Origin of the sequence: Nitrosomonas sp. (assembly GCF_019752095.1) — a bacterium.
In the GTDB taxonomy this organism is placed as follows: Bacteria; Pseudomonadota; Gammaproteobacteria; order Burkholderiales; family Nitrosomonadaceae; genus Nitrosomonas.
On the sequence record NZ_JAIEMO010000010.1, the window covers coordinates 104,250 to 115,857 of the forward strand.

Sequence of the window (11,608 nt, forward strand, 5' to 3'; positions counted from 1 at the left end):
ATCACATGCAGCTTCACCAACTTGCCGATACGGTCTATCAAGTGTAGCCGGCACAGCGCCAACTCTAGCAAAAATATCACCGTACCTAACCTCATTCTTTTACTTTAGCAACTTCACACTGAACTCGTTTAGGATCGTGCGTTGTATCGCTCCAAGCAAGTGAGCGGTAGTTAAAGCCATTTTCGATTGCCGGCTTGATAATATCAAAGTAAGGCGATATATCGAAATCCCTTGGGGTAAACAAGCTGTGATGACGGATATGGTAAATATCTGCATAACAATCGGTGCGCGCGGGATCATCTGACCAAGTACGCTCGATCTCCGGCAGAATGGGATAACGCACCGATTCGAAGGCTTGTGCAATCAGAGTGGAACAGATTGCCCGTGTCGGATCGTTACTTCCCAATGCCAGCATGCGCCTGCGGAATCGTGTAGGAACCGGGATCGTTGGGAGTAGATAGCGCAAGAGATCGAAAATGTGCTTCAGGTCATAATGATGGCCGATGCGTGCAACTACATAATCGACAACGCGCTTGCGATCATCATTACTCAAACCGACAGGACGGCAGATCCGGGTATGCATTTGCGCATAATGCGCCAGTGTAATGGCGCGCACACCCTCTTTCAGATCGGCTTCGATCAGTACTCGGGGGAGTTCCCAGGGAGCGCCATGCGGAAGTACATTGCCGATGTAAAGTGCTGCATGTGACCACGTGGATTGCGTCAGATATTTGATAGCGACACTAACGCGCGTATTTCCCTCCACCAACAGCACATCGCCAGGCTGCAAGGTAGCAGCAAGCTTTTCCTGACTGATTGTTGCAACCTGAATGCTTTGTCGTACCTGCTTGGTTAAAAATCGGGCCAATCCACGCCCTATGATTTCAGTCACTTGCCCCATGAATTTTCCCTATGACGGCGTAATTATCGCTATATAAAGGTTCTGCACTTAAACCTCTCCCTATTATATGTAGCTACAATACGTTTTGTGATCAAAAAATTCGCTTGAAATTATGAATGAGCATGCTTCTTATTTACTGGGATTAGTGATCTCCGGTGCGGTTGTTACTGTTTGTGTGATATTGCATTACGAAGCATTGCGTTTTTTAAGTCGCACGATTGGCGTGCATGTGCATAAACGCATCGGAGTGCTGATCGTCATGCTGGGCTTGTTGGTGGCGCACGTACTCGAAATTGTGATTTTTGCTTTAGGCTATATGTTGATGCAACATAGCCCCGATATGGGACATATTACCGGCATGGATAAAGGCAATTTATTTGATTTTATTTATTATTCGTCGGTTGTGTACACAACCGTCGGATTCGGTGACTTATTACCCGTTGGTGCCATCCGCATGCTGAGTGCTGCTGAAGGTTTAGCAGGCCTTGCCATGATAACCTGGTCCGCTTCTTTCACTTTCTTGGCAATGCAGCGGCTATGGCCGCATCTATTATCCCGATCAGAAAAGGATTCAAACGATTAGATTTTGATCTGGCGGTTTTTTGTCAATACAATACAAATAAAAAATTAATCTTGCACGACAGATGTTATCGTTTAGTGTGTACATTACGTACTATAAGGTATAAAAAATTCAACAATTTCTGTTCGGAATGATTCACTAAAGACTTAAAATTATTTTTTATTATGATCTTGTGCGCTGATTCCGAATCGACTAAATGCGATAGTAATTAACTGCGTAACTTGTCTAGAAAAAGTGTTGGACTAAGAATGATATTATTTCGCTATAAAATGAACAGTTGGAGAAATCATGCCCCACTCAGAACCTGAATCCGGTTTGAATATTAATTTCATCATGCCAATCGCATTATTGGCGGTATTACTAGTTGTACCTTTCTCAATCAATGCGTTGTTGCACATGCTATCGGCCCAGAGGGGGATTAATCCGGTGATTATGAAATTACCAGTCGATAGCGCGGCGATTACGATTCCGTCAACAGTCAAACAATATGAAGGCTTTGAAGTAATTCTCAATTTGGAAACGAAGCATCTTTCCAGATTTCTGAACGAAATTGTTGCCACAGCTTCCGAGGGTACTTCGATTCAGGGAATTAGCGGTACTGTTTCCTCCAACATGAAGGCAGAAATTGCCGGAGCAACCTTTGAAATTGATCGGCAGGGACCGCAAGATCCAATTTCAGACTATGGTGGCGCGGCGAAATGGCGTTGGTGGGTGACACCGAATTCTTCGGGTGAGCAAGTATTAAAATTCCAGTTGCACTTATTGGCACAAAATAGTGCACAAACAAAGAACAAAATACTTGGCCTTGCCGAAGCAAATTTTTCCGTTCGGGCAAATCCAATCGAATGGGTTAAACGGAACATGATCTGGATAGTTTTACTGCTGGCAATTACGGTAGCAATTATGTATGGATTGCGACGACGTTACTCCCAATAATTGCAATTCTTTTATTTGCGATCAATATAACTGAAAATCGGTTAAAGATTCTTATCCAATCGCTTGAAAAAAATCAAATGAACCTTATATCAGCATCGAAAGTGTATTTTCTGTAACTGTAAAACCGCCGCTTCAATTGATTAGCAGTGTGGGATTGAACAAGGCGTTGGTATTGAACTTGCATGATGTGTTTTTAATTTATAAGGAGAAATTATCATGGCTATTACACGTTATGAACCTTGGGGTTTGTTGAGTCAACTACAAAGAGAGCTGGACCGTGGTGTCGCTGAAGGTTCCACCGCAACTGCGGAATGGGCGCCCGCTGTGGATATTAAGGAAGGAGATGATAAATTTGTCATTCATGCGGATATTCCTGGGGTAAAGCCGGAGGAAATTGACATCAGCATGGAAGATGGTGTGCTTACTATTAAGGGCGAAAAGAAATCTGAAAGCAAAACAGAAAAAGAAGGTTATAAACGTGTTGAACGTACCTACGGTTCTTTCTACAGGCGTTTCAGTTTACCGGATACTGCGAATGCCGATGCAATCTCCGCATCGTCAAAACACGGCGTACTGGAAGTGGTTATTCCGAAACGGGAAGCAGTACTGCCGAAAAAAATCAATGTATCGGCAGTTGAGTAATTCAATTTATTTTAATGATTGTTGTAAAAATGGAGCTCATGGGCTCCATTTTTATTAATACATTTTTGCCAAGCAGATTAAAGCATGACAAAATCGCCTCCCTGTTGCTTATCAAAAAACAGAATCTAATTACTCCTGCAAAAAACAAACCTTACTGATGCCGCTCATTACACTGGAAAACGCCTGTTTGGCTTTTGGCCACCATGCTTTACTCGATCATGCAAATTTGCAACTGGATCCGGGAGAGCGTGTAGGGTTAATTGGCAGAAACGGCGGAGGTAAATCAAGTTTGCTGCGTGCCTTGGCAGGAGAAATCAAGTTGGATGATGGAAAACTTTGGCGTGCACCTAATTTAAAGCTGGCTCACGTTTCACAAGAACCTCTGTTGAATCCTGCCAATACGGTGTATTTGGAAGTTTCAACTGGCTTAGGCAATATTAGCCAAATATTGTTGGATTATCATGCTGTCTCGCATGCGTTGAGTGAAACAACAGATGACACTGAAGCGTTGCTGATTCGATTGCAGGATTTGCAAAGTACTTTGGAAGTGGAAGACGGTTGGAGTCTGCAGGCAAAAATAGAAACAGTAATCGATAAGTTGAATCTGCCTGCGGATACCTTGATTGAACATCTTTCCGGTGGCTTGAAAAAGCGCGTGGCGTTGGCGCGCGCACTGGTGATATCGCCGGATGTACTGTTGCTGGATGAGCCCACCAATCATCTGGATTTTTCTTCGATTGAATGGCTGGAAGGATTATTGCAAGATTTCTCCGGCAGTGTTTTGTTTATTACGCATGACCGGCGTTTTCTGGATAATGTGGCAACCAGAATTATCGAACTAGACCGCGGCAATCTGGAAAATTTCTCGGGAAGATTCAAGGATTATCAGCGCAAGAAAGTAGAAATGCTCGAGGTTGAAGCGGTGCATCAGCAAAAATTCGATAAAATACTGGCACAAGAAGAAGTTTGGATACGAAAAGGCATCGAAGCGCGACGCACACGCAATGAGGGCAGAGTACGAAGATTGGAAGCATTACGGCTAGAACGCACAGCAAGAAGGGAAAAAGCCGGCAAAGCCAATATTAATGTCGATGTCGGCGAACGTTCGGGAAAATTAGTGGCTGAGCTGGAACTTGTCAATAAAAGCTATGGCGATAAAATAATTATCAAAGATTTCTCTTGCCGCATTATGCGAGGGGACCGGGTGGGGTTATTGGGCCCTAATGGTGCTGGAAAATCAACCTTATTAAAATTAATTTTAGGTGAATTAGCACCGGATTCCGGAGAGATTCAGCAAGGAACCAAGCTGGCAGTTGCTTATTTCGACCAAATGCGTGAGCAACTCGATGAAGAAATGGTTCTGACCGATACTATCAGTCAAGGTTCAGACTTTATCGAGATTAACGGCAAACGCAAACACGTCATCAGTTACCTGGAGGATTTTCTGTTTCCTCCGGAGCGCGCACGCTCGCCGGTCAAATCACTGTCGGGTGGAGAGCGTAACCGGTTGTTACTGGCACGATTATTTACCCGCCCAGCCAATGTACTGGTGTTGGATGAGCCCACCAATGATCTGGATATCGAAACGCTAGAGTTACTGGAAGCATTGCTGCAGGATTATACTGGTACGTTGTTTCTGGTCAGTCACGATCGCGAATTTCTAGATAACGTAGTTACACAAGTAATTGCTTTTGAAGGAAATGGAAAATTATGTGAATATATTGGGGGTTATGAAGAGTGGGTACGTGTAAAACGTTTTGAAAATAATATCAGTCAGCAAAAAACATTATCCAGCCAGCCAGATACTTCACCAACCAAAATTTCCAAATCATCCAAATCTGTTCTAACCAAAAAAATTAGTTATCAGGAAGCTAAGGAACTTGAAGCGTTACCTGGTAAAATAGATTTATTGGAACATGAACAGGCTAATATTATTTTGCGCCTGAATGAGCCAACAATCTATCGCGATTATCCCGACGAAGTAAAGGCATTACAAAAACGCCTTGCAATGATTGAAAAAGAACTGACAGATTGCTTAACAAGATGGGAAGAATTGGAATCAATATCTGCCAAAGACTTGAGCACCTGAGACTAGCATTTCCCTATAAACAACATGGACATACTCACACTTTTCATTGACCAAACCGGGCGTATCGTTTAAAGTTCAAGTTTTGAGAGAAGGAGGATTAGATGAAACAAAAATTAATTATGAATTTATTACTTGCCATGGGTCTGCTCTTGGCATTTACAGGCGCATCTCAAGCGGAAGGAGATGCAGCTGCGGCAAAAGACAAACTTTCAATGTGTGAAGGTTGCCACGGAATTCCAGGATATAGAACAGCTTTTCCTAGTGCTTATAATGTTCCTAAGCTGGGCGGGCAGCATGAAGAATACCTCGTTAAAGCGTTGGAAGCGTACAAAAATGGCACGCGCAACCATCCGACCATGAATGGCTTGGCTCAAACGCTATCGCAGCAAGATTTCAAAGATTTTGCTGCTTATTATTCTAAAAATTAATTAAGTCATTTACGTAAGGAACGAATTATGAAGAATTATGTAATTGCTGCAGTAAGTGCAGCGGCCTTGATGCTATCAAGTCAAATAGTGGCTGCTGATATTGAAGCAGGTAAAAGTAAAGCGGCTGAAGTGTGTGCATCATGTCATGGTGTCGATGGAAACAGTCCTGCACCAAATTTCCCTAAGATTGGTGGACAGTACAGGACCTATTTAGCAAAAGCGTTGAATGATTACAAATCCGGTGCACGAAATGATCCTATCATGACTGCGATGGCTGCCAACTTGAGTGCAGCAGATATTGACAACTTGGCTTTTTACTATTCAAGCCTACCGGGTACTTTGAATTCGAACAAATAAAGAAAGTAGATTTAATAATTCTATTTGCAGCTGAAATTTAAAGGCGGGATAAATACCACTATCTATTTGGTTTTATCTCGCTTTTATTTAATCGCTTATCCAGACAATCAAAATAAATAGTTGCATCCGGCGCAGATTGATAGCGCTGCGCTTGCCAAATCATTTCTGCGAGGCATTCCATTACCTGGTGGGTAGCATCGTGATCGCTTCCCGTTTTTTCCTGCAATCGAGCAAATCGCTCACAAATGCCAATTGGCTGATTGATTGACAGCTGCTCTTTAATCGCCACATGCATGCTCATATGCAAGAATGGATTCGTATTACCCATTTCAGGCAAAAAGTCCTTATCTAAATATTGATCGGCATTATCAAGTAACCCCTGGTACTCCTGGTGCTGCAGTATCACCTCCAACGCAATTGCTTCAATCCCGGATAAGACATCCTGCTGGCGGAATTTACGCCAAGTATCAAAAAATAACTGGCGCGCTTGTTCTCGAGATGGTTTAAACATAGATATAGCGTTGTTGAAGTTAAATATTTTTATTCTTGAATTCACACAGATGATTAATTTTACATGTTGAACACTCTGGTTTTCTCGCCTTACAAACATACCTACCATGAAGAATCAGCCAATGATGCGCGTCCTGAAGAAATTCTTTAGGCACCACCTTGAGCAATTTCAATTCCACTTCCAAAACATTCCTTCCAGGAGCCAAGCCTGTGCGATTGGCAATTCTAAAAATATGAGTATCGACAGCAATTGTTGGTTCGCCGAAAGCTGTATTCAGAATCACATTGGCAGTTTTTCGTCCAACACCGGGTAATTGCTCGAGTAATTCTCGCGTACGGGGCACTTCACTATGATGCTGTTGCACCAACAATTGACAGGTGGCCAGGATATTCTTTGCTTTGGTTTTATATAATCCAATCCTTTGGATAAATTCTGTTAAGCCAGCCTCTCCTAAAGCAAGAACCTTTTCTGGCGTGTTGGCTTGCAAGAATAAGTTTCGTGTCGCTAAATTGACGCTTTTGTCTGTTGCCTGTGCAGACAGAATGACTGCAATAAGCAATTCAAAAGGTGAATGGTATTCTAGCTCAGTGGTCGGATGGGGATTGGCTGATTTCAGGCAAGCAAAAATTTCGTGACGCTTGATTGAGTTCATTTGGCTTTTCTGAAATTCGATTCGTTTGTTGCGTGAACGCGTATTGCAGCTGCACGCTTGAGTGCAGCTGCAATAATAGTCTTTTTACGCACTTCAGCGCTTACCTGGTTATCTTCCGGCGGTTGAATAAATTCTTCAGTATGTATCTTGTTACCAACTTGGGTGATATGTGCAAGTCGTTGCTGGCGAAATTGGTAACGTGAACGCGCTCTTTCTGCAGCTTGTTTTCTATCCACATCTACGAGCGAGCTAACCGAATCTGTTATTTCTTTATCAACTGGAATCATGCGAATGCAATCCATCGGGCATGGTGCAACACACAAATCGCAACCTGTGCATTCGTCTGCGATCACCGTATGCATTTGTTTTGCAGCACCAACAATCGCATCAACGGGGCAAGACTGGATGCAAAAGGTGCACCCAATACACAAATGTTCATCAATCCAGGCAACAACTTGATTGGATCTTGGGAAACCATATGTTGTATCGAGCGGCTTAGCCGGAACACCCAATAACTCGGAAATTCTATGGATACCTTGTTGCCCACCAGGTGGACATTGATTGATATCTGCACGACCTTCTGCGATAGCTTCTGCATAAGGTCTGCACCCAATAAAACTACATTTCCTGCATTGGGTTTGCGGTAAAATATCATCTATCTGATCTATAAGCAGTTTATCCATTATTGCAAATGACTAACTTTTAAATCAGCACAAACCGTCTTGGCAATTTCTCTGACCAAATCAGGACCACGGTAAATTAAACCGGTATATAGCTGAATCAGGCTGGCACCGGAGCTTAATTTATCTTGCGCATCACCTGCTGACAGGATACCGCCGACACCGATGATAGGAATAGCATCTTGCAAGAAATGATGCAGTTGCCGAATTACCACCGTAGCGCGCTGAGTCAATGGAGCACCACTGAGCCCCCCGTTCACCTGCGCGAGTGCCAGATGCTCAATACCGGCTCGAGAGATAGTCGTGTTGGTTGCAATTACGCCATCTACGCAATGTTTCAGCAATAACGTTGCAATCGACTCGACTTGCTCTTGATCAAGATCGGGGGCTATTTTTACCACCATCGGCACATATTTTCCATGAATTTGCGCTAACTTGGCTTGTTCAGATTTTAATTCACCTAACAACTGATCAAGGGCATCAGTAGCTTGTAATTGCCGTAAATCTTTGGTATTTGGCGATGAAATATTGACTGTCACGTAACTAGCGTGACGATAAACTTTCTGCAATCCGATCAAATAATCATCGATCGCTTTTTCTAGCGGCGTGTCAAAATTCTTGCCGATATTAATACCTAAGATACCTTGATAATTCGAGCGCTTAATATTCCCCACCAATTGCTCGACACCCTGATTATTAAAACCTAGGCGATTGATGATCGCGTTTGCCTCAGGCACACGAAAAATGCGAGGCGTTGGATTGCCTAGCTGAGGTCTTGGTGTTACGGTGCCAATCTCAATGAAACCAAACCCCAACGTAGCGAGCGCATCCAGATACTCACCGTTCTTATCTAAGCCAGCAGCCAATCCTACAGGGTTAGGAAACGTCAATCCCATCACGTTTCGTGGCTGACAAGGAATAGAAACGTTCTTTAGCAAGCCTAATTTACTGATCTGTTGAATTACGCCAAATGTTATTCTGTGAGCAAATTCAGGATCTAATTTAAACAGCAGCGGACGAAGCAAAGCATAGAACATAAATGATTTTATCCCGAAGCGATGGCCAATTTTAATGCATCTTAAGAAATATTGTTGTCATCCAGCAGTTGCCAGCGACCATTAATCAAAACTTCGAGTGATCGAAAATCAGCCTTATACCGCATCTTCTGATTTTCTTTAATCCAATAGCCGAGATAAAGATAGTCTAGCCCCAGCTCCCGACATTGTTTAATCTGCCATAAGATATTGTAGGTGCCAAAACTTGCATGAGCAATATCCGCGTCATAGAATGTGTATACCGATGAAATGCCATCGGGCAAAATGTCAATAATGCTGATCATGCGCAACTGTCCTGCTTCATGGAATTCTATCAATCTAGAATTCACATAACTTTGTAACAAAAAATTATGATATTGCTCCCGACAATCATTATCCATGCCGCCGCCCAAGTGCCGTTTGGATTGGTAGCGCTGATAGAGTGCATAGTGCTCCGCTTGATAATGCAACGGATGCTGTATGGCTACTAAGTTCTGATGCCGTTTCCAAGCACGGCGTTGGGTACGTTTGGAAGTAAAAGTTTTGACATTGATACGCACTGATTGGCAAGCCTGACAATGTTCACAACAAGGGCGATAGACGTAATGTCCACTGCGGCGAAAACCCGCCTGAACCAGATTTCCGTAAGCCATTGTATCAATTAGATGCTCTGGCGTTGCGATTTCAGAGCATGCCAATCTATCAGGCAAATAGCTGCAGGAATAGGGATTAGTGGTGTGAAATTTAAGCACGGGCACTCTACTCAATCAAGATGCGTTCAAAGCTCCATTTACTGCCGGGTTCAAATCCGGCAGTAATTAGACTATCCAGCTTTTGACTGAATTCCGCTCTGGAAATTTCCTGCGCCCCCAAGGATTCCAGATGCTGGGTTCTAACCTGGCAATCTATCAGACCAAATTGCCAGGATTGTAATTGCTTTACCAGATGCACCAAGGCAATCTTTGATGCATCCTGAACCCGTGAAAACATTGACTCGCCAAAAAACACCTTACCCAAAGCCACTCCGTACAGCCCCCCCACAAGCTCACCATCGATCCAGGTTTCCACACAATGCGCTAAACCCATTTCATGCAGCGCAGTATAAGCAGCAATCATTTGCGGGTGTATCCAGGTGCCTGACTGACCTTTGCGCGGTGCCGCGCAAGCTAGCATAACCTGGGTAAAGTTGCAGTCCACACAAATCTCATAGTTTGTCTTCTTAATAGCTTTGCGAAGTGAACGAGAGATTCTTAACTCATGGGGAAACAACACCATGCGCGGATCCGGGCTCCACCAAAGAATCGGCTGGCCTTCATTAAACCAGGGAAAGATACCCCTGCTATATGCCTCGAGCAAGCGCTGCGAAGTAAGATCCCCGCCAATGGCCAGCAACCCATTGGGCTCGCTCAACGCATTTTCCACGGGTGGAAATGATGCAAACGTTCTAATACTAGGATCCATTAAATTCCAAAAACAAAACACTGATTACTACTATCTTGATGTAGATCAAAGTTGCTGCAAAGCTTTTTTATTATGCTATTGCAATTAATTATTCGCCACAACTAAAAACTAATAAAGGAAAATTATATGAAGTATTTTTTACAAAAGGGAAAATCAGCAGCTAATTTTGTAACAAGAGCTTCACTATTAATCATTCTTGCAGTGACTACGCCGCAAGTCTACGCGCAAGATGTAGCGACTCAACGCATCAAGCAACTGGAAAATGCCCTGCAAGAAATTCAGAATGAGTTAAATAGAATGAAAGCTGAATCGGCTCGCACGCAAGAAATGCAAAATGAATTGAATCGGGTGACAGCAGAATCGGCTCGAACCATGCAGAAAGTTGAGCAAATTCAGGAAACCAGAACCTCGAAAGAACAGATTGATTTTGAGGGTATGAGTGATAAAAGGATTATGTTGTTTTTCCGGGGTGGTTACGCCAGAAGTGACGAGCATCGCAATGGTGTATCGATCGAAAGCCGTGTCGCACCCGTTGGCGCCCAGGATCAAGCAGACCGACATGCTTGGTATACCGGCGCTGGGTTTGATTTTCAACTGACCAAGGATACTTGGGGGTTCATACCGAATACCGAAATTGATGCAGAATTGATGTTTGAATATAAACAATATGGGCATGGCATTCAGGGCAATGCGCTGGCGAACGAGCCTACGCAATTGGCGGGTGGCGCATACAATCCCCGGGGTGTGACGGTGGGTCAATTTACCTTGACCGCATCGCCTAAAATTAAATTCAATCATTTTGCAAAATATAAAATCAGACCTTGGATTATTCCTGCCGGTTTGGCAATACACGTTGTTAGCCCACCCACTGAATCAATCACCGTATTGGAACCCGGAATTATGTTTGCGGGTGGTATCGAATATAACATCTGGAGAGATTTCTTTATCGGCGCAGATGCACGCTATCATTTGATGCCCGGCTCTCTGGACGGCACGAAGTTTGGTGGCATGACCGTAGGTGGCTATCTCGGTATCGGTTTTTAGGAAAAAGATAAGCTTATGTCAGTGCATTAGCAATCAATTTCCGTAACAGTAAGATTCATATGATTCACTGATTTAATACCGTGTTTGTTCGTTCGTTACCAAGTATCAATGTGTAACGAAGCCTTGGCACCCTACTATTTGCTTAGTAGGGTGTTTTTTTGTCGAGATTGAACCCGTATGCAGTATAGAAATATCAATCAGCAGGAAATCTAAATAATTTCAACTGCTTTCCTGCAACAATGAATGACCCCGCCCCAAGGGGCGAGGAATTAAACCCGGTAAAGATTAACCGT

Annotated in this window: 14 protein-coding genes; 7 read left to right on the top strand and 7 right to left on the bottom strand. The window is 43.4% G+C overall.

The annotated features are described in order from the left end of the window. Positions 1-91: 91 nt before the first annotated feature. Complete coding sequence (locus K2Q13_RS04910; protein WP_292919553.1) at positions 92-901, bottom strand: YiiX/YebB-like N1pC/P60 family cysteine hydrolase; 810 nt, start codon at positions 899-901, stop codon at positions 92-94. Positions 902-1,013: 112 nt separating this feature from the next. Between K2Q13_RS04910 and K2Q13_RS04915 the strand changes: the two genes are divergently transcribed. The 6 genes from K2Q13_RS04915 to K2Q13_RS04940 all read left to right on the top strand — a co-directional run bounded on the left by K2Q13_RS04915 (position 1,014) and on the right by K2Q13_RS04940 (position 5,933). Next, a complete protein-coding gene (locus tag K2Q13_RS04915) occupies positions 1,014-1,484 on the top strand; it encodes a potassium channel family protein (protein ID WP_292919555.1) in 471 nt (156 codons plus the stop codon). 285 nt (positions 1,485-1,769) lie between these two features. Further along, positions 1,770-2,417, top strand: coding sequence for a hypothetical protein (locus K2Q13_RS04920; protein ID WP_292919557.1), 648 nt, complete (start codon positions 1,770-1,772; stop codon positions 2,415-2,417). 216 nt (positions 2,418-2,633) lie between these two features. Next, the gene (locus tag K2Q13_RS04925; protein WP_292919559.1) at positions 2,634-3,059 is read left to right on the top strand and encodes an Hsp20/alpha crystallin family protein; all 426 of its coding nucleotides are present in this window, start codon (positions 2,634-2,636) and stop codon (positions 3,057-3,059) included. Between the two features lie 157 nt (positions 3,060-3,216). Continuing rightward, entirely contained in the window at positions 3,217-5,148 is a 1,932-nt protein-coding gene (locus K2Q13_RS04930) for an ATP-binding cassette domain-containing protein (protein WP_292919561.1), read from the top strand. 101 nt (positions 5,149-5,249) lie between these two features. Continuing rightward, complete coding sequence (locus K2Q13_RS04935) at positions 5,250-5,576, top strand: cytochrome c (RefSeq protein WP_292919563.1); 327 nt, start codon at positions 5,250-5,252, stop codon at positions 5,574-5,576. A gap of 27 nt (positions 5,577-5,603) precedes the next feature. Beyond that, positions 5,604-5,933 (top strand): cytochrome c, encoded by a 330-nt coding sequence (locus K2Q13_RS04940; protein ID WP_292919565.1) that lies wholly within the window; start codon positions 5,604-5,606, stop codon positions 5,931-5,933. A gap of 58 nt (positions 5,934-5,991) precedes the next feature. Here the strand turns inward: K2Q13_RS04940 and K2Q13_RS04945 are convergent, their stop codons facing one another. From K2Q13_RS04945 to aat, 6 genes are read right to left on the bottom strand one after another with little or no spacing between them, the layout of a single operon-like run. After that, positions 5,992-6,444, bottom strand: a complete 453-nt coding sequence (locus K2Q13_RS04945) for a DUF1841 family protein (protein ID WP_292919566.1) — start codon at positions 6,442-6,444, stop codon at positions 5,992-5,994. A 19-nt stretch (positions 6,445-6,463) separates the two neighbouring features. Further along, on the bottom strand, positions 6,464-7,096 hold the full coding sequence (gene nth / locus K2Q13_RS04950; protein WP_292919568.1) for an endonuclease III: 633 nt from the start codon (positions 7,094-7,096) through the stop codon (positions 6,464-6,466). Continuing rightward, on the bottom strand, positions 7,093-7,779 hold the full coding sequence (gene rsxB / locus K2Q13_RS04955) for an electron transport complex subunit RsxB (protein WP_292919570.1): 687 nt from the start codon (positions 7,777-7,779) through the stop codon (positions 7,093-7,095). The genes nth and rsxB overlap by 4 nt, the downstream gene beginning before the upstream one ends. After that, a complete protein-coding gene (locus tag K2Q13_RS04960; RefSeq protein WP_292919572.1) occupies positions 7,779-8,813 on the bottom strand; it encodes a quinone-dependent dihydroorotate dehydrogenase in 1,035 nt (344 codons plus the stop codon). The genes rsxB and K2Q13_RS04960 overlap by 1 nt, the downstream gene beginning before the upstream one ends. Before the next feature lie 41 nt (positions 8,814-8,854). Beyond that, positions 8,855-9,562 carry an arginyltransferase gene (locus K2Q13_RS04965; protein WP_292919574.1) on the bottom strand — a complete coding sequence of 236 codons (708 nt, stop codon included), beginning with the start codon at positions 9,560-9,562 and terminating at the stop codon, positions 8,855-8,857. A gap of 7 nt (positions 9,563-9,569) precedes the next feature. Then, complete coding sequence (gene aat / locus K2Q13_RS04970; protein WP_292919576.1) at positions 9,570-10,271, bottom strand: leucyl/phenylalanyl-tRNA--protein transferase; 702 nt, start codon at positions 10,269-10,271, stop codon at positions 9,570-9,572. 126 nt (positions 10,272-10,397) lie between these two features. On the opposite strand from aat, the gene K2Q13_RS04975 reads away from it, so the two are divergent. Then, positions 10,398-11,315 (top strand): porin family protein, encoded by a 918-nt coding sequence (locus tag K2Q13_RS04975; RefSeq protein WP_292919578.1) that lies wholly within the window; start codon positions 10,398-10,400, stop codon positions 11,313-11,315. Positions 11,316-11,608: the final 293 nt, after the last annotated feature.

Coding starts and splice junctions, on each gene's coding strand:
- K2Q13_RS04910 (WP_292919553.1), bottom strand. CDS start 901: ATGGGGCAAGTGACTGAAATCATAGGGCGTGGATTGGCCCGATTTTTA.
- K2Q13_RS04930 (WP_292919561.1), top strand. CDS start 3,217: ATGCCGCTCATTACACTGGAAAACGCCTGTTTGGCTTTTGGCCACCAT.
- K2Q13_RS04925 (WP_292919559.1), top strand. CDS start 2,634: ATGGCTATTACACGTTATGAACCTTGGGGTTTGTTGAGTCAACTACAA.
- aat (WP_292919576.1), bottom strand. CDS start 10,271: ATGGATCCTAGTATTAGAACGTTTGCATCATTTCCACCCGTGGAAAAT.
- nth (WP_292919568.1), bottom strand. CDS start 7,096: ATGAACTCAATCAAGCGTCACGAAATTTTTGCTTGCCTGAAATCAGCC.
- K2Q13_RS04920 (WP_292919557.1), top strand. CDS start 1,770: ATGCCCCACTCAGAACCTGAATCCGGTTTGAATATTAATTTCATCATG.
- K2Q13_RS04915 (WP_292919555.1), top strand. CDS start 1,014: ATGAATGAGCATGCTTCTTATTTACTGGGATTAGTGATCTCCGGTGCG.
- K2Q13_RS04945 (WP_292919566.1), bottom strand. CDS start 6,444: ATGTTTAAACCATCTCGAGAACAAGCGCGCCAGTTATTTTTTGATACT.
- K2Q13_RS04960 (WP_292919572.1), bottom strand. CDS start 8,813: ATGTTCTATGCTTTGCTTCGTCCGCTGCTGTTTAAATTAGATCCTGAA.
- rsxB (WP_292919570.1), bottom strand. CDS start 7,779: ATGGATAAACTGCTTATAGATCAGATAGATGATATTTTACCGCAAACC.
- K2Q13_RS04940 (WP_292919565.1), top strand. CDS start 5,604: ATGAAGAATTATGTAATTGCTGCAGTAAGTGCAGCGGCCTTGATGCTA.
- K2Q13_RS04975 (WP_292919578.1), top strand. CDS start 10,398: ATGAAGTATTTTTTACAAAAGGGAAAATCAGCAGCTAATTTTGTAACA.
- K2Q13_RS04935 (WP_292919563.1), top strand. CDS start 5,250: ATGAAACAAAAATTAATTATGAATTTATTACTTGCCATGGGTCTGCTC.